The following is a 17,560-nucleotide window of genomic DNA, read 5'->3' on the forward strand; positions in this document are numbered from 1 at the left end:
GGGCGAACGAGGTTTGGATAATTGCACAAGGCAACCATGATCCGAATTGCTGTTCTGCTGGCTTCCTATAATGGCGCTGAGCATATTGAGGCTCAGTTGGACTCAGTCTTCTCTAACGAGGGCTTCGATATTGAAGTCTTCGTAAGCGATGATGGATCCACAGACCGTACGTGTGAAATTGTTGGCGCTTATAAGCGGGGCAAAGTGACCTTGTTACAAGGCCCTAAAGTGGGTTCAGCTGGGCAAAATTTCATCTCTTTGATGCGAACTGCTCCGTGGGATGACTTCAACTACATCGCCCTTTGCGACCAAGATGATCTGTGGCTCGAAGATAAGCTATCCCGCTCGATTCAGGCTCTTATCAGCCACAAGGCAGATGCAGTGTCATCTGATGTCGAGGCCTTTTGGCCGGACGGGCGAACGCTTTTGATTAAGAAGTCTTATCCGCAGACACCGTTTGACCACTTCTTTGAGGCGGCGGGTCCTGGCTGCACATATGTCTTTACCAGAGCAATCGCGACCGAATTGCGGCACTTTATCAATGAACAGTGGGATACCGTTTCTAAAGTTAGTGCCCATGATTGGCTGTTCTATGCGTTCACAAGGGCTAGTGGTAGAACGTGGTATATTTTACCAAGTTCGACAATGCGTTACCGGCAACATAGCAATAACGTTGTTGGAGCGAATGAGGGCATTGGTGCGGCTTGGCAGCGGTTAAAATTACTCGATGGAGGCTGGTATTCGAGTGATATGCAGAAAATTATGGAGCTCATGAGTGCTCCCGCATTTCTCAAGGCTGCGAGGCATCCAAGCGGTTGGGGCGGATTGGTTCGCCTTCTTTCTCAGTCCCGTCACCTTCGACGTAGACCAAAAGAGAAATTGACGATTATTCTGGTGTTGATCCTGATGTACCTGAAGCAAAAACGATTGCTTGAAGGATCGCGGGCATAATGGTCCTGCACAGGAAGGATCAGTTGCAAATCGTCGTTTTGGCGATCTTGTTTGGGTTGTTGTTCCGCTTTGCCTTGGCCCCGACTGATGAGCCGGATTTTATAATCCGCGTGCTTGGCGTATTTGGCTCCGAAGTGAGGCAATTCTCGCCTTATGTTCTCGTCCCAGACTCAGCTGAAATCAAATTACGTTCACTGTTTTGCGCGCCAGAGGCACACGTACCTGGATTGTACTACGATCTTAAAGGCGTCCACTGCAGGTCTTCGACTAGCCTAACTATGATGCGTTTCGCTGTTTATGCGGCGCATGTGCTATTTTTGGCGCTTGCGATCCATGTGATAGCTCGCAATCACCACCCTGTCCCAGGGTACATCGGCAGTAAATCGATGCTGCAGGCAACCCTACTTACGCTGCTCTTGCCTGCCTACATCTACTATTTGATGGTCTTCTCACAGGAAACCTGGGTTGTAGCGCTCTCCACTTTAGCCATCTTTTTCTTCAATAGACCTTTGATATTCCTATTAATTTTTTCTGCCGCTTTTGTGTTTGATAGCGGCAATGCGATTTTGTTGTTACTGTTTTGGGGTTTTAGACTCTCCACGCGATTTATGTTCCATAATGTGGGCTTGCGGACTACTATTGCTGCATTCTTGATTGCTCTATTGATATTATATGCGTTTGGGACTGAGTTCATCCAGAATATTGGATCGATTGTATCATTTAGTACTGAATTATCAGCAGTTTCCGCCGCGTATAACAGCGAGCGAGGATTGGAGGTAATTGAGAAATACCCTCTTTTCCTGAGGCCTGGCATCACGTTCATGACGTTCACCTTCATGACGCCTTCCGGAGTTGTCTTCGCCCCTTTAGTTCTAATTTTCGGATTTCTACTTATAAAGGAAATAATTCGATCGATTAAATTCTTTAAGAATATCGACAGATCAGATTATTTTAGAAAAGATTTATACTTTGAATTTTACTGTGCTTTGGCCTTTATAATTTCTGTCGTTTTTGTTTTGCCTGGATATACAAACGCGAAATATTACGTGTTTTTGACACCAATTCTCTTGGGTCCATTTGTTCAGCACTATGGGCTTAGGAGGGTCGGCAGCACACTGATTTTGGCCAACGTTATTCTCGGGGTCGGCTTGCTCGTTTCCAATATTTAATCTGTGTCCGGCCTTGAACGGTGGGCCCTTCAGCGTCATGAGCGATTTGGGATTGAGGACGTTTTTGTACCTTGATGCCAATTTGCTTGGTCAAGTGAAGCGGTCACGGCGAACAAGCATTGAGAGCGAAGGACGAAAGGCTCTAGCAGTGATTACCTATCTTACCTGGGGTGAAACGCCGCGCTCCTATGGGGTGTTCGGTTCGCAGCCTATTGGTCAATTTCTCCATAACAGCGCCGCAGCGCCTGAATTTGAATATCAGTTTGTTGCTGGCGTGCCGATCATCCATAGCGGGCTTGTGCGAGAGAGGTTTGGTTACCGCAACGAATTGAGAACAATTGCCGAGAAGCTGGATAACATACCATTTTCGGTTGTTTGGGTGCGCACAATACAAAGCGACATCAATTCAGATGAACGTAAGTTCTATCGTTTGCAGCCAAGCAGCGCTCATCGAGCGCTTGCGGAGAAGCTGAAGACTAGCACAGTTGTTCACTGCCGTTCGTATCATGCTGCCTATGCGGCGCTCAAAGCTCGAGAGACGTATTCGCTGTCCTATTCAATTATATTCGATGCTCGCGGACTGTGGCCGGAGGAGGTTGCCTATCGCCTCAACTACAACGAGAAAATTTCGGCGCTTTTGTTTCGCAAAAAAATTGAGAAAATTCTGGTCGAAGCCACAGACTGCGTGGTGTCCGTTTCCAAGCCTATGCAAGAATATATGGCAGAGATCGGTGGCACAGATTCAGAGTGTGTGTTGCTTAGCTGCGATACGAAACTTTCAAGGGAGTTTCCAAAAGCTCGCGACCCCAACAAAACTGGCTTCACATTGAGCTATTGTGGGGCCCTAGGCCATTCAACGTGGCACGATCCAAATACGCTCGCTGCGCTCTATGCAAAATTCAAGGCTGAGTTGGGCAACACGCGTCTGCAATTGATTACGACCAGTTCAAAGTCAGATTTCGCCAACGCTTTCTCAGACTTATCTGGCGAGGAACTATCAATAACACCTGCGCCTTCTGTTCGTCAGGTGTATGAATACCTCTCTCAGGGCGACTTCTATGCGCTAGCCTATCGGATCCCAAAAAATGAAATTGAGCGCCGCCTAGCCACCCCTGTTTTGGCGACCAAGACGGCGGAATACAGTGCATTTGGGCGAACACTGCTGTGCAATAATTATTGCGGCGGTGCTGCTAGGATCATTGAGGACAATAGGTTGGGTATCGCCTATGATCCGCACACCCACAATGAAATTACTCGAGATAGCCTACTTGCCGCTTATTCGTTGGAGCCTGATCTTGCGTTGGTTGAGGACCTATTCTCGTTTGAGAGTCATGCAAAGCAATATGCCGATATGTATCGCCGGTTGAGTAAGCAGGCCGCTCGACCTTAGTTATGGGGCAGTAATCCTTCGAGATATTGACCATATGCATTCTTGCCAAAGGCACTAGCGCGCTCCGCCAGTTCTCGATCAGAAATCCACCCTTGCGAGAAAGCTATCTCATCCAGGCTACCAGTTTGCATTCCTTGGCGTTGCTCAAGCGTACGCACAAAGTTGCCAGCATCAAGTAAGCTCGCGTGAGTTCCTGTGTCCAACCACGCGAAGCCTCGCCCCATAAGGCTAACGTTGAGAAGATCATCTTCCAGATAGCTCTCAAGCAACGTCGTGATTTCGAGTTCGCCGCGCTCAGATGGCTTCACTTTAGCTGCACGTTCAGGTGCACTACCATCCAGAAAGTACAGTCCAGTCACAGCATAATTTGATGCTGGATGGGTTGGCTTTTCAACAATTGATCGGACAGAACCGTCATTGGCAAAATCGACAACGCCATAACGTTCCGGATCAGCAACGTGATAACCAAACACTGTTCCACCTTTCGATTGTGCGGAGGCCTGCAGCAATAACTCCGGCAAGCTATGGCCGAAAAAGATATTGTCTCCGAGCACCATCGCTGATGGGGCACCGCCGAGGAATTCGTCGGCAAGCGTATAGGCCTGCGCCAGTCCATCTGGGCTTGGTTGTTCGATATAGGTAAGGCTGATGCCCCATTGGCTACCATCGCCGAGGGTGCGCTTGAATTGCGCTTGATCCTCTGGGGTTGTGATCATTGCGATTTCACGGATGCCAGACAGCATGAGCACGCTCAGCGGGTAATAGATCATTGGCTTGTCATAGATCGGCAAGAGCTGCTTCGATACGCCCACAGTTACCGGATAGAGCCTAGTGCCCGATCCACCGGCCAAAACGATACCTTTGCGTTGCATTTCGCTACACTTTCTCTTCTGAAATTTCTGTCAAAACCATACGCAAATGTTCCCGCCAATCTGGTTGATGAATGCCGAACACTGACCTTGTGGTTGCACAATCAAGTTGCGAATTATGGGGTCGAACAGCTTTGGTTGGATAGTCTGCGCTTTTGATGTCGATCACCTCACATGGTAGATTTGCTTGAGCAAATATCTCTCGTGCAAAATCAGCCCAGGATACATCAGGCGCACCAGACAAATGATACGTGCCAGATTTCGAGATGTCGGTGCCCAATTGTTTCGCGATGCTAATAGATGCGGCTGCGATTGCTAGCGCTGGCGTTGGCCCGCCAATCTGGTCGGAAACAATGGTCAATTTGTCCCGTTCCGATCCGAGCCGGAGCATGGATTTGACGAAGTTTTGGCCGTGTGATGCGAAAACCCACGAGGTGCGGAGAATGGCATGGCGACTACAGTTGCGCACAATTGCGTGTTCGCTTAGCCAGTTTGGTTCTGCCATATGCAGAAGTGGGTCCGGTGGAATCGTTTGTTTGCCATGGTCGATTACCACTTCCATCAAACACATAGTCGGTGGATATATGGACCAAAGGGATGTCTAGCGCGGCGCATGCGCGTGCCATGGCAGCTTAGCGCTTCGGTGTTTATCTGAGCCGCTAATTCCTCCTCATCCTCAGCTTTATCGACTGCCGTGTAAGCGGCTGCATTGATCACTGCTGAGGGTGCGCGGTGACTGATCGCGGCGGTACATGCTTCGCTATCTTGCAAATCAACGTCCTCCCGGCTGAGCACTATCAGATGCTCATCACTAGATGCGATAGCCTGAAGGCAGCGCGCAACCTGACCGGTCTTGCCAAAAACTAGAAGACTCATACCACTCTTCTACTTGCTTGAACCAAGGCGTTCACCAACACCTTTGCGACTCATCAAGGGTCGCCACCAATCCTCATTATCCAGATACCACCGAACGGTGCGCTCAAGGCCTTCTTCGACCGTCACTGATGGCCTCCAACCCAATTCATCGCGAATTCGACTTGGGTCGATTGCATATCGGGCATCATGACCTGGACGGTCAGCGACGAAAGTGATTAAGTTATTGTACGAACTGCCATCTTCAAGTGGCCGTAGTCGGTCCAATATCTGGCAGATCGTCTTCACGAGTGTGAGGTTGCTACACTCATTCTCTCCGCCAATATTGTACGTGCGTCCGATATCACCCCTCTCCAATACGACCAGCAGCGCGTCGGCGTGGTCTTCCACGAATAACCAATCACGTACGTTCGAGCCGTCACCATAGATTGGCAATGGCTTCCCATGCAGCGCGTTGATCGTGACCACGGGAATGAGTTTTTCAGGGAAGTGGTAGGGGCCATAATTGTTTGAGCAATTTGTCACCAAGACGGGGAGATTATACGTCTCCGCCCAGGCCCGAACCAAATGGTCTGAACTGGCTTTTGAAGCTGAATAAGGGCTCCGCGGATCGTAAGGTGTGTCTTCGGTGAATTGGACTTCTGGATCAGCCGGGAGTGATCCATACACTTCATCCGTGCTGATATGATGAAAACGGAAATTCCCCGGTTTTCCTCGTTCAAGCCAATACGTGTGCGCCGCATCCAGCATGTTGAAAGTACCGAGTATGTTCGTCGCGATGAATTCTGCTGGGCCATCAATCGAGCGATCGACATGACTCTCTGCTGCGAGATGCATCACTACGTCCGGCTGATGATGAGAGAAAATGCGCCTCAGATCACCACGGTTGCGAATATCGGCATGTTCAAAAGTGTACTGCTCGCTCTCCGTCACGCTTGCTAGATTATCCAAGCATGCAGCATATGTCAGAGCGTCGAGGTTGACGACGTTATGGCCGCGCGAAATGGCCAGTCGTATTACTGCTGAGCCAATGAAGCCAGCTCCGCCTGTAACAAGTATTTTCACAGTCAGTTTCCATATACAAAAGGGGAATTCCAACTTTCAAAAGCGTCCGCGTTGGCGTCTTTATCTGATAGGAGCGGTTCGGTGGACAACTTCCAGTCAATGCCTAAGCTATCCCAACGCACGGAGCCATCGCTGTTGGCGGCATAAACGTCGGTCACTTTGTATTGCACTTCGGTGTTGGGCAAACGCGTAACGAACCCGTGCAGAAAACCCGTTGGTACTAAGAGCTGCTTACTGTTCTCAGCGGTCAATTCTACCCCAATCCACTCCCCGAAGCTTGGCGACCCAACGCGGACATCGACCGCCACATCAAATATTGCACCGCTAGTGCAGCGAATCAGCTTATCTTGCGCATACGGCGGCGCTTGATAGTGCAAACCTCGCAACGTACCGGCTGTAGCTGAAAAGGAATGATTATCCTGAACAAAGTTGAGCGTCAGACCTACCTCCATCATCGCGCTAGCTTTCCAGGTTTCAGAAAACCAACCGCGTTGGTCGCCGAAACGTTTCGGCGATATAATGAAGACGCCTTCTAATTTAGTCTTTTCGAATTGCATGATTGCCTATGAGGTTGAAGGGCTGAGCGAAGTGGGTTCTAGCCCAGCTCTAAGCAGACCATGGCCCTATAACGATCTTGTTTGGCAATGAAAAGCAGTGCTGCTACATTGCTAGACGACGTTTTTAAGCCCACCAAGGTTTGACTTGCCAAGGCCTTCAGTAACACCCTATTGCTTGCGTCCTACTTAGCCGACTGTCGGCATAGAGAAAAGAATTTGCCCCCTTCCGTTCGAAACACTTTTTCGCCGCTAGATAGATCGCGCGCTAAGGCTTGGGGTGCGTTGGGTCTATTGGCATTCGTTGCGGCCGCGTTCGGGGGAACTTCGCGTGAGGATCTCTCGCAGGTGGTCGCTCTGCGTCCGCTTGCGGCCTTTATGCTAATTCCTGCACTGTATTGGCTCACGTGGGAAAAGACGAAGCCGTTGCGATTTTTGCTTGGATTGATCGGGCTCTTGTTTTTGTGGATGACGATTCAATTGATCCCCTTGCTAGGCATGGGCTTGGCAATCATTGCCTGGCCGGGATCCAATCACAGAATTGGACGCATTAATGGGGCAGAGTGATCTGTGGCGGCCAATATCGCTTGCGCTCGAGCGAGAAGTTGGAATGCATTGGCAAGCCTGATCATTCCAATAGTAGGTTTGCTGATGGTCGCGAGCGTGCAGGCTAGGTCTCGCATGGTACTACTCGTAATCGCTGGACTTGGTCTGATCGATGCAATGCTAGGCTTGCTGCAACTGGCCGCTCCAGGAGATGCGCTATATTTTTATCGGATTACAAATGAAGGCGGTCCGGTCGGCTTGTTTGCGAACGAGAATCACTCTGCTGCTTTTTCTGCCATATGCTTGCTGGTGGTAAGCTATCTTGCGATCGGATCTTCAAAATCCAATGATCCAGTTTGGCTGCGCTTTGTCTATCCTCCAGCCTTCATCCTCATATTGCTGGTTATCTTGGTCAATGGATCTCGCGCTGGATTGATTTTTGGTTTGTTTGCGCTGCTCGTTTCTTTGCTGATGTTTCGACCAGCAAGACAGCAGGTCCGCCATCAGAAAACACGCAAATTTGGTCAGTTTGAAATGAGTAGGGAAAAGGCGACTCAATGGGCGTTTTCCGCTATGCTGGTCATTCTCGGTGCGATGATAGCCGTATTTGTATTCTTCAATGATGTGCCTGCATTGCAGCAATTGCTCAACAATGAGCCATTTGACGATTTGCGAGCAGATTTGTTTCCAGTCCTTAGTAAGATGTTGGCTACGTTTTGGTTTTTTGGGGTGGGCTTTGGCGCCTTTAAGGACGCCTATCACCAGTTTGAGCCCACTGATTTACTGATGCCAAATTATGTCAATCAAGCGCACAATGATTGGATGCAAACCGTTATTGAAGGTGGTTTACCGGCCGCTCTCTTACTTATTGCTATGCTGCTTTGGATCGGATCAAATCTCGTCAAGCTTGCTAAGCGACAGGGTTTGTGGGCGAAGCCTACCTTACTTTGGGCAGCGGCTGTCGCGATACTGGGGGTGGCCTCGGTAATTGACTATCCCTTACGTGCCCCCTTGATGCAGTTGGTTGGCGTTTGGCTTTTAGCGAGCTTGGCTCTAAAGAATTTTGAACTTTCGGGATATGCGCGAAGCGCGAAGGAAAAGTGAGCAATTGTGACGCCTGATATCTCAACCTCTTCATGCAAAGCTCTGCTTTCAATGATTGATCTCAAACGGCTATTGGTATGCTTGATGGCTGCTTCGCTTGTTAGCGCTTGCAGTTCTCAGCGCACTTACGGTGCGGCGAGCAATATCGAGGTAACCGATCTCCAAACACTGCCCATTCCGCAAGAAAACTTTTTTTATGCGATTGGGCCTCAGCAATTGTTGAACATTACGGTCACGAATTCTGAATTGCTGACTGGCACGTTTCTGACCGACGGTGCCAGCCGGATAGATTACCCGCTTATTGGTTCAGTTGAGCTTGCTGGCGAGACGCCAGGTTCTGCTGCACGGTTGATAGCCAGTAAGTTGCAGGGGCGGGTCGTGAAGAACCCTCAGGTAACGGTAATTCCAGAAGAAATTGAGCCGCTCACCTTTTCCATTGGTGGGCAGGTCGACAATCCAGGTACTTATCCCGCCAGCAACAATTTAACGCTCATGCGTGCATTCAACGCGGCTGGCGGTCAGACTGAATATTCTGACTTGAAGGAAGTGCTGGTGTTCCGCGATATCGGCCCGCAAACATATATTGGGGTGTACAATCTTCAGGCCATTCGTGGGGGTAATATTGAGGATCCCAAGCTCTACCCTAACGATGTGGTCATGGTCGGGGATTCGGCGGCTAGGCGCAGACTCGAAACGATACTCGCACTATTGCCTAGTGTTATTAACGCAGCCATTTTGATTGATCGCCTGGGAACTGAAAATTGAGCAATAGTGAGCAGTCGTCAGTTGGGCAGACCCCCTCTACCTTTGTTAATGGCGATGGTGGCGGTTATGACTATGGCGCCGACAGCGGTGAGCTGTCGATCGATTTTGAGCGCTATTGGAACGAAGCCCTAGCCATAAAATACTGGTTGGCCAGCTTGGTAATTGGCGGGCTTTTGCTTGGAGTCATCGTAACTCTGCTTAGTACCCCACTGTACAAAGCCAACTCAAGGATCGAAGTCTCCCAAGCAGTGGCCAATGTCACTGACCTTGACCCGCTCAGCGCAGAGAGCAACATTTCTGAGTTACAATACCTCAACACTCAGTACGAGTTGCTGGTTTCGCGTTTCATGGCAGAGCGAGCGAACGAAGCGGGTAATTTGGAGCGCGATGAGGAATTTCTTGAGGCGTTCGGGTTCGGTGAAGATGGATCAACAACGACTCAGCAGGTTTTGGATACTCTGCTTGAAAACATCTCGGTTGAGCCCATTGAGCAGTCGAGTTTGGTCGATATTGGTTTTTCCAGCTCATCTCCGCGCATCTCAGAGCAAATCACCAATCTTTGGGCGCAAGAATTTATCGCGGCGAACTACGAAAAGCGCTTTGGCGACAATATTGAGGCAAGAGAATTTCTGCGGGATCAAATTGATGAGTTGCGCGATCAACTCGCTGTGTCGGAACAAGAGTTGGTGGAATATGCCAGTGCCAACGGTATTTTGGTTCTAAGCCGTGGTTCATCTGACGCTGCAGGCTCTGAATCAGCCAGTCAAACGCTAACCGGCGCAGAATTAAGTGCGTTTAATGAGGCGTTGGCTGCGGCGGTTGCAGAGCGTATTGCCGCTGAATCTGAATTGAGCTCAGTCGGAACAGACAGAGCGGTTACGCTTCCTGTTTTGACCGACCGTTTGGCCCTCGCCAGAGCTGAAATGGCTGAACTTTCGGCAAACTTCGGACCAGAATATCCACCCCTGAGAGAGGCAGCCGCAAAAGTCGCCTCATTGGAAAAGGTCATTTCCGAAAGCAACGATGAAGTGAACTCAGGTTCACGGGCGACTGCACTCGCCAAACTTGAGGCGGCACGTGCTCAGGAAATCCAGCTTCGTCAGCAGCTTCGCTCGGTCAAATCAAGCTTTCTTACACAACAAGACCAGGGGATTCGCTACGGCATTCTCAAGCGCGAGGTGGATACAAACAGAGAGCTGTACGACAGTTTATTGCAGCGCTTGAAAGAGTTGGAAGCGGCGGGCGCAGGCCAGAATAATATCAAGCTTATTGATGCGGCAGAGACCCCTCAGTTTGCCTATTCGCCCTCGTGGCCACTGAACCTGGCAATTGCGCTTTTCGGTTCCTTGGGCATTGCTGCCCTGCTGCTGTTCGTCAGAGTGGCCATGAGTCAAACCTTGCGCGATCCGCAAAATGTCAAATCGGAATTGGGTATTGCATTGCTTGGTGCAATTCCACGAAACGATAATCCCGAACTTGTCAGTCAAGTGGCTGAGCGTTCATCCGAAGTCAGCGAGGCTTATGCTTCGGTTCGTACGAGCTTGACATTCTTGACAGAGAATGGCGCACCAAAGACCTTGATGCTGACATCATCAGTGCCTTCAGAAGGCAAGTCATTCTCGTCATTGGCACTAGCTGCGAGCTTTGTTCACCTAGGTAAGAAGACCCTCTTGCTTGACGCTGATTTGCGCAAATCGGTGTTGGCAACCACGCTCAACGTAACCCCAAGACACCCACAGGGTTTAGCTGGTCTTCTTTCCGGGCAATTGAACAATCTTCGTGACAGCGTTGAGCGCTCCGAGGAATTTGGTTTTGATTATCTATTGGCTGGTCCGGTGCCGCCCAATCCGGTTGAACTGTTGGCTGGTAATAGGCTTCAGGAGGTCCTTGACGATGCAAGGACTCAGTATGATCAAGTCATTATTGATGGGGCGCCGGTTTTGGCGCTTGCTGACGCGCTTGAACTTTCCAAATCTGTTGATGGATTGATCTATGTGATCGAAGCGGACCGGGTCAAGGTACGTGCAATCAGTCGAGCGCTTGATCGCCTACGTTCAGCTGGGGCAGACATAAAGGGTGGGATTGTCACGAAGATCGATCATCGCCAGTCAGCTTACGGATACGGAGAGGGTTATGGCTATGGTTACGGCTATGGCCGCGACGACGCGGATCAATAGTTTTCATAATTTGGGGTCTTGAGATCATCGCTATGAACAACTTGCGTTGGGAGCGCTTGCTACCGATCAGTGTTTTGGGGATTGTACTTGCGGTTCTTTTGGCGCTGCAGGCGGCAAGCGGGGTTTTGTTACGCTCTAATCCGGCATTGTCGCTTCAGCTCAATCCTAGCAATGGCGCAGCTATGAGCCGGTTAGCAATGCAAAGGCTGGCTGAAAGGCAGGGAGGACGGCAATCGGACGAAGGTGATCAAGTTCAAGAGCAAAACGTATCGGCTATCGGGATGGAAATTTCCAAACTGAGAACAGAAGCGCGTGATTTGCTGCCGCTCGCACACAAAGCGTTTGAGAGCGATCCAATCAATCCAAGCGCGTTGGCGCTTATTGCACTGGTACAAAATAGCGATACATCGCGACGCGCGTTTTTGACGTCGGCAATAAAGCTACATCGTCGCTCACTCTCTCTCCAAGGTGTTGCACTGGACCAGCACGGTAGAGACGATAATGTGCCACGGTTTGTTGAGACGCTTGACCAAATATTGCGAGTGCATCCAGAGCGTTTGGCCGAGTTCGGTCCGGCATTGAGGCAAGCATTATCAAACCCCGACGGAGTCTCTGTTTTTGCTTTTGCATTTCGAAATAATTCGACCTGGCATCAGCAGTTTTTGCAGATAGCTGCTGCTGATCCTAATGCGGTAGTCAACGCGGCCTTGCTCAGCCAACAAATTTCCTATCAAAGTGATGCTTTGGACCAGCTGCTGATCGATCGGTTGGTCGCACGTGGCTTTGTGGCTGAGGCGCAAGCGCACCTTGAGTGGGTTCGAGATACCAAACGCGTTGTGCAAAGAGGCGAATGGCCGACAATGTACGCTCCCCTCGATTGGCGCTTTGCCGACAGTAAGGACTTACGAGCTCAGCTCAGTCGAGATGAGAGTGCTGTGGAGGTCTTTGTTCGATCTGGCAGTGGCGGAGTGTTGATGTCGCGGACAATTCCTAGACCACGCTCGCTTAGCGTGCTCCAAATTGCTCACTCGATTGAACCTAAAGATCAGTTGGAGGCTATTCGACTGCGTCTATACTGCGATCCCGGCAGAACGCCGTTTGTTGACCGCAGTTTCGCTGATCTCCGCCGCGGCGTCAGTTTGAATGACATGCCACAAGATTGCCAATTTATGACAATCCGAATCCACGGACGTTCTTTCACTGGGCGGCCTGCGATTAAGGGCAAAATTGAGAGTGTTAAAGTTCAGAGCAGCTCAACAATTCGTGCCAGAATCTAGGAATGTTTTCGTTCCGTTAGCAAGTCGATGATCGTGTGACTTGTTGGTCACAAGCAATATGATCCAATACCGCCTTATGTTCCGGATTTCGCGGCAGGGTTATCGCCTTTAAAAGTAAACTCTGGAACCACCCGACGCAGCAGTGCAATCAAGTCTTGGCCCTCTTCTAATTGTCCCAATTGTTCAACGACTTCATTGATTTCTGGCCACGAAAGGAAGTTCTCGTGAGCTTTGAAAATTCGGGTGTGATTAGTGGCTTGAGCTTCGTCTGAAATTAACAATTCTTCGAACAGTTTTTCGCCTGGCCGCAGGCCTACCTCTTGTACTTCAATGTCGCCTTCTGGATTATCTTCATCACAGACCTTTAAGCCGGACAGCTCGATCATTGTTCGAGCAAGGTCATAAATCTTTATCGGCTGTCCCATGTCCAACAGGAAAACTTCTCCGCCCTTTGCCATACCAGCCGCTTGGATCACCAGATTGGCCGCCTCTGGGATGGTCATGAAAAACCTGGTAATGGCCTTGTCTGTGAGAGTGATTGGACCTCCTGCCGCGATCTGGGCTTTGAAGCGAGGGACCACCGATCCGCTGGATCCTAAAACGTTTCCGAATCGTACCATTGAGCAGCACATATCACTTTGCTCTTCAGCAAACGCTTGCACTACCAGTTCGGCCGTGCGCTTTGTTGCTCCCATAACATTGGTTGGACGGACTGCCTTGTCAGTGCTGACCAAAGTAAAGCTCTTAACGCCCGAACGGCTGGCCGCTTTCATCACTTCCAATGTTCCGGAAATATTGTTGCGAGCTCCCTCGAGCGGATTGGCTTCGACCAACGGCACGTGCTTGTATGCAGCGGCATGGTAGACGGTATCAATGTCATAGTTTGCAAATATATATGCCAATCGCTCAGGATTGGTGACTGAGCCCAAAAGCGGGATGATGTCGCAGGGGACAGCTTGGGCGATTGGTTGCTGAGCATGCAGTTCATCGTCGATGCTATAAAGAGCAAACTCATTCTGATCGAACAGCAGGAGCCGCCGTGCGCCAATCTCGACTGCTTGACGACAGAGTTCGCTTCCGATCGACCCGCCAGCTCCTGTGATCAAAACCGTTTTTCCGACGATCGTGCGACTGAGTAGTAGCTCGTTGGGCTTAACAGGCTCGCGGCCTAACAGGTCGTCAATCTCGACTGGCCGAATGTCACTCAATGAGATTTGGCCGTCCACTATATCCCGAGCCCGCGGTAAAATTTTCACATCCACGTCAAATTCTCGCAAATACCGCAATATCTCTTGTTGCCGTTGACGTGAAATGCGCGGCAGAGCGAGAAGAATATCCGTAATCTGTCTGCGCTCGATCAGGACGCTTAACCTGCTGCTAGCAAACACGAGAGCACCGTCGAGCCGTTGCCCGACCAACCGGATATCATCATCGATAAATCCAACCGTTTGCATAAGCGGATCAGAACGGATGGAACTCGCGAGTTGCTGTCCGGCACGCCCAGCTCCGTAGATCAGAACTTTGCGCACTTCACCTTGGGTGTTTCCGCGCTCCAAGATGTCGATAAAGAAATAGCGTGCAGCGATCCGTGAACCAACCACCAAGAGAAAGAATGTAAGCGGCTGAAGCAAACCCATGGTTCGAGGCACACCGGCAAAGCCAAAGACCATGAATGCACCGAACATCGCGGCCGTGTAAATTGAGAACGGGGGAGCAAGCGTGCGCATCATGCCCACACCAGCATACCGGAAGATAGTGTTGTAAACGCCCGACGACCAAAAGATCGGCACCATTAGCGCAACACCGCCCGCGAGCAATCGGAGGATAGGGTCCGAAAATAACTCCCATTGCCCAACACGAAGTGAATAGGCAATCCAGACTGACAAAACGAGCAAGACCAGGTCTTGAGTGAACACCATGGTTCGCTTTCGAGCGCGTGACCATTGTGACATCTTTTCAAGCATGCCGACAACTATGGTGATCAATATTTGCATGAGGTTTACGCTTGGCTCGCTCGCTTTTCTAGGATTTGGCGTGCTTATACCTCAGTCGCCCAAGCTGCAATAAATTGACGTGTCAATGCTTTCGGTCGATTCTCGCCCAGCTAAATTAAAGCAGCGCTCATTCAACAAGGTGCTTATGTGGGTATTCGTCTTTTCTAGGAAGTATTCCGCCATGCACTGCGCAATTTTTGAGCGATCACTAGGTGATTGTTTACCTGGAACTGTGATAGAGCGCGTTCGCCCGTAGAACCTAAAAGACAAAGCAAAGAGCACTGATTTGGCCCAAGAAACTGCCCCCAAAGTTCTCGTCATCTTTGGCACGCGGCCAGAGGCCATTAAGCTATTTCCGGTCGTCCATGCTTTGTCAGCGACCGGCGGTTTAGAACCGATTGTGTGTGTTACAGCGCAGCACCGCGCGATCCTTGATCAGGTCCTCGAGATTGGTCAGATTACGCCCGACTTTGATCTTGATATCATGCAGCCTGATCAGACACTTGATGCGTTAACATCGCGGCTCTTGCTGAAAATTGGCGGCGTGATGGACGAGGTCAAGCCTGACCGCGTGCTCGTCCAAGGAGATACGGCGACCGCGATGGTCGGAGCACTTGCCGCCTATTACCGGAAAATCCCGGTTGGCCACGTCGAGGCGGGTCTGCGCAGCTACAACATCTATCACCCATGGCCGGAAGAGGTGAACCGCAAGATGATCGGTACCATTGCAAATTTGCACTTTGCGCCAACACAAACCTCGGCTGAGGCCTTGATGCGAGAGGCCGTCCCTGAGAAGCAGGTTCACATTACAGGCAATACTGTGATCGACGCCTTGCACTGGGTGACGCAGCGTATTGCTGATAATCCCGGCCTCGTCAGCGGTTTGGATGAGCTGAAGCAGCGATTTGCTGGCAAGCGTATTATTGGAGTGACCAGTCATCGGCGTGAAAACTTTGGCGGAGGGTTGGAGAATATCGCTGGGGCAATTGCCGACTTGGCACAGCGTGATGACACCGCGCTGATCTTTCCGGTCCATCCGAACCCCAACGTGCGAGCTGTGATGGACCAGGAACTTCAGGGTTTGCCCAATGTCGCGATGATCGAACCGCTCGATTACCCGCACTTCGTGCATTTGCTTGAGCTGGCAGACATCATGCTGACCGATAGCGGCGGGGTTCAGGAAGAGGCCCCTGCGCTTGGCAAGCCCGTGCTGGTGATGCGGGAGACCACCGAACGTCCAGAAGGCGTTGCAGCGGGGACTGCAAAGCTGGTGGGGACCGATCGTAAGGCTATTGTTGAGGCGGCTACTGCATTGCTGGATGATCCCGCCGTCTATGCGGCGATGGCGCAGGCGCACAACCCGTTTGGCGACGGGCGCAGCAGCGCGCGGATTGCGCAATTGCTCCTAAAAGAGCACTCTTAGGCCGGTAGTGCGATGTTCAAAGAGTATCGTTACCGCTAAATTTACCTGTTTGCTCCAATGACCTCTCACTGATTTTAGTTTTGAGGCAAACTCTTTCATGCGCGGCAATGATCAACCTACAGTCTGTGTTATTGGCCTAGGATACATTGGATTGCCCACCGCAGCCGTTATTGCCCGTACGGGCATGCATGTGCACGGGGTGGATGTGTCATCGGCGGTGGTCGATACGATTAACCGCGGCGAAATTCATATCGAAGAAGTCGATCTGGACGGCTTGGTCCAAGGCGTGGTTCAACGAGGGTTTCTGAAGGCGTCGACAGAAGTCGCGAGCTCGGACGTGTTTGTGATTGCGGTGCCGACGCCATTTGCCAAAGATGGCTCGCATACGCCGGATATTTCTTATGTGCTATCGGCTGCAGAAGAGGTGGCGAAGGTCCTTAAGGGAGGCGACACGATCATTCTCGAGTCCACCTCGCCTGTGAATACAACAGAGAAAATCCGCGATCTGATCGCAGCGAAGCGTCCTGATCTAGCGATGCCGGGCCTAAGCGAGAGCACGCCGGATATCGCGATTGCCTATTGTCCAGAACGCGTCTTGCCTGGGCGAATTCTGGAAGAACTGATCAATAATGATCGCTCCATTGGCGGTATTACGCCGCGCTGCGCTCGTAAAGCGCTGGCCTTTTACAAACGTTTCGTGCGCGGCGCATGCGTCACGACGGATGCTAACTCTGCTGAAATGACGAAGCTGGTAGAAAATGCCTACCGCGATGTGAACATTGCATTTGCCAATGAACTTTCGATGATTTCTGACGCGATGAATTTGGATGTTTGGGAGGTTATAAAGCTTGCCAATCGCCATCCACGCGTAAACATCCTGCAACCTGGGCCTGGTGTGGGCGGGCATTGCATTGCGGTGGATCCGTGGTTCATCGTGAACGGTGCACCTGATGAAAGTCCGCTCATCCGAACTGCGCGGCACGTCAACGACGGCAAGATTCATCATGTGATCGCTCAAGCGCAAGCTCTCGTCAAAGCCAATCCCAACGCAAAAATTGCCTGCCTAGGCTTGGCGTTCAAAGCCAATATTGACGATCTGCGAGAGAGCCCTGCTCGGCTGGTGGCGTCTACTTTGGCCCGCGAATATCGAGAGCGTGTCTATATTGTTGAACCATATATCGCTGAACTTCCGCCCGAGCTTATGGGCACAGACGCGCGGCTTTGTGACATCGATACCGCGATTGAAGAATGCGATGTGATGATCGTGCTGGTCGACCACGATCTTTTCAAATCTGTGCCCTTGGCGGAACGTGCGCAAAAACAGGTTTATGATACGCGCGGGATATGGCCTGACCAGCCTTAGGGGCTATTGCCAGTCGCCGCGCCTTGTCACATCGCAGTCC

16 protein-coding genes are annotated in these 17,560 nt (G+C 50.8%); 9 read left to right on the forward strand and 7 right to left on the reverse strand.

What is annotated here, in order from left to right:
- Positions 1 to 21: 21 nt before the first annotated feature.
- Genes AC0V6Z_RS04955 through AC0V6Z_RS04965 form a run of 3 tightly spaced genes read left to right on the forward strand, consistent with a single transcriptional unit; the run spans position 22 to position 3,510 of the window.
- Positions 22 to 951, forward strand: coding sequence for a glycosyltransferase (locus AC0V6Z_RS04955; protein WP_472640268.1), 930 nt, complete (start codon positions 22 to 24; stop codon positions 949 to 951).
- On the forward strand, positions 951 to 2,120 hold the full coding sequence (locus AC0V6Z_RS04960) for a hypothetical protein (RefSeq protein WP_472640269.1): 1,170 nt from the start codon (positions 951 to 953) through the stop codon (positions 2,118 to 2,120). The genes AC0V6Z_RS04955 and AC0V6Z_RS04960 overlap by 1 nt, the downstream gene beginning before the upstream one ends.
- 37 nt (positions 2,121 to 2,157) lie before the next feature.
- Complete coding sequence (locus AC0V6Z_RS04965; protein WP_472640270.1) at positions 2,158 to 3,510, forward strand: glycosyltransferase; 1,353 nt, start codon at positions 2,158 to 2,160, stop codon at positions 3,508 to 3,510.
- On the opposite strand, the gene rfbA is transcribed toward AC0V6Z_RS04965, so the two are convergent.
- From rfbA to rfbC, 6 genes are read right to left on the reverse strand one after another with little or no spacing between them, the layout of a single operon-like run.
- The gene (gene rfbA / locus AC0V6Z_RS04970; protein WP_472640271.1) at positions 3,507 to 4,382 is read right to left on the reverse strand and encodes a glucose-1-phosphate thymidylyltransferase RfbA; all 876 of its coding nucleotides are present in this window, start codon (positions 4,380 to 4,382) and stop codon (positions 3,507 to 3,509) included. The two genes, AC0V6Z_RS04965 and rfbA, sit on opposite strands and share 4 nt — an antisense overlap.
- Positions 4,383 to 4,386: 4 nt before the next feature.
- Positions 4,387 to 4,884, reverse strand: coding sequence for an SDR family oxidoreductase (locus AC0V6Z_RS04975; RefSeq protein WP_472640272.1), 498 nt, complete (start codon positions 4,882 to 4,884; stop codon positions 4,387 to 4,389).
- Positions 4,835 to 5,005 carry a sugar nucleotide-binding protein gene (locus AC0V6Z_RS04980; RefSeq protein ID WP_472640273.1) on the reverse strand — a complete coding sequence of 57 codons (171 nt, stop codon included), beginning with the start codon at positions 5,003 to 5,005 and terminating at the stop codon, positions 4,835 to 4,837. Before AC0V6Z_RS04980 ends, AC0V6Z_RS04975 begins: the two co-directional genes overlap by 50 nt.
- The gene (locus tag AC0V6Z_RS04985) at positions 4,941 to 5,255 is read right to left on the reverse strand and encodes a sugar nucleotide-binding protein (protein ID WP_472640274.1); all 315 of its coding nucleotides are present in this window, start codon (positions 5,253 to 5,255) and stop codon (positions 4,941 to 4,943) included. The genes AC0V6Z_RS04980 and AC0V6Z_RS04985 overlap by 65 nt, the downstream gene beginning before the upstream one ends.
- 9 nt (positions 5,256 to 5,264) lie before the next feature.
- Positions 5,265 to 6,317, reverse strand: coding sequence for a dTDP-glucose 4,6-dehydratase (rfbB, locus tag AC0V6Z_RS04990; protein WP_472640275.1), 1,053 nt, complete (start codon positions 6,315 to 6,317; stop codon positions 5,265 to 5,267).
- Between the two features lie 2 nt (positions 6,318 to 6,319).
- Positions 6,320 to 6,874: a dTDP-4-dehydrorhamnose 3,5-epimerase gene (gene rfbC / locus AC0V6Z_RS04995; RefSeq protein WP_472640276.1), complete on the reverse strand. Its 555-nt coding sequence runs from the start codon at positions 6,872 to 6,874 to the stop codon at positions 6,320 to 6,322.
- 612 nt (positions 6,875 to 7,486) lie between these two features.
- On the opposite strand from rfbC, the gene AC0V6Z_RS05000 reads away from it, so the two are divergent.
- Genes AC0V6Z_RS05000 through AC0V6Z_RS05015 form a run of 4 tightly spaced genes read left to right on the forward strand, consistent with a single transcriptional unit; the run spans position 7,487 to position 12,740 of the window.
- The gene (locus tag AC0V6Z_RS05000) at positions 7,487 to 8,521 is read left to right on the forward strand and encodes an O-antigen ligase family protein (RefSeq protein WP_472640277.1); all 1,035 of its coding nucleotides are present in this window, start codon (positions 7,487 to 7,489) and stop codon (positions 8,519 to 8,521) included.
- Between the two features lie 51 nt (positions 8,522 to 8,572).
- Complete coding sequence (locus AC0V6Z_RS05005) at positions 8,573 to 9,286, forward strand: polysaccharide biosynthesis/export family protein (protein WP_472640278.1); 714 nt, start codon at positions 8,573 to 8,575, stop codon at positions 9,284 to 9,286.
- Complete coding sequence (locus AC0V6Z_RS05010; RefSeq protein WP_472640279.1) at positions 9,283 to 11,463, forward strand: GumC family protein; 2,181 nt, start codon at positions 9,283 to 9,285, stop codon at positions 11,461 to 11,463. Before AC0V6Z_RS05005 ends, AC0V6Z_RS05010 begins: the two co-directional genes overlap by 4 nt.
- A 32-nt stretch (positions 11,464 to 11,495) precedes the next feature.
- The gene (locus AC0V6Z_RS05015) at positions 11,496 to 12,740 is read left to right on the forward strand and encodes a hypothetical protein (RefSeq protein WP_472640280.1); all 1,245 of its coding nucleotides are present in this window, start codon (positions 11,496 to 11,498) and stop codon (positions 12,738 to 12,740) included.
- 74 nt (positions 12,741 to 12,814) lie between these two features.
- Here AC0V6Z_RS05015 and AC0V6Z_RS05020 read toward each other — a convergent pair whose 3' ends face one another.
- Complete coding sequence (locus tag AC0V6Z_RS05020) at positions 12,815 to 14,734, reverse strand: polysaccharide biosynthesis protein (protein WP_472640281.1); 1,920 nt, start codon at positions 14,732 to 14,734, stop codon at positions 12,815 to 12,817.
- Between the two features lie 286 nt (positions 14,735 to 15,020).
- Between AC0V6Z_RS05020 and wecB the strand changes: the two genes are divergently transcribed.
- Complete coding sequence (gene wecB, locus AC0V6Z_RS05025) at positions 15,021 to 16,157, forward strand: non-hydrolyzing UDP-N-acetylglucosamine 2-epimerase (RefSeq protein ID WP_472640282.1); 1,137 nt, start codon at positions 15,021 to 15,023, stop codon at positions 16,155 to 16,157.
- 97 nt (positions 16,158 to 16,254) lie between these two features.
- Positions 16,255 to 17,520 carry a UDP-N-acetyl-D-mannosamine dehydrogenase gene (wecC, locus tag AC0V6Z_RS05030; RefSeq protein ID WP_472640283.1) on the forward strand — a complete coding sequence of 422 codons (1,266 nt, stop codon included), beginning with the start codon at positions 16,255 to 16,257 and terminating at the stop codon, positions 17,518 to 17,520.
- The last annotated feature ends 40 nt before the right edge of the window (positions 17,521 to 17,560 follow it).

It is taken from the genome of Erythrobacter sp. SN6-5, assembly GCF_057364945.1.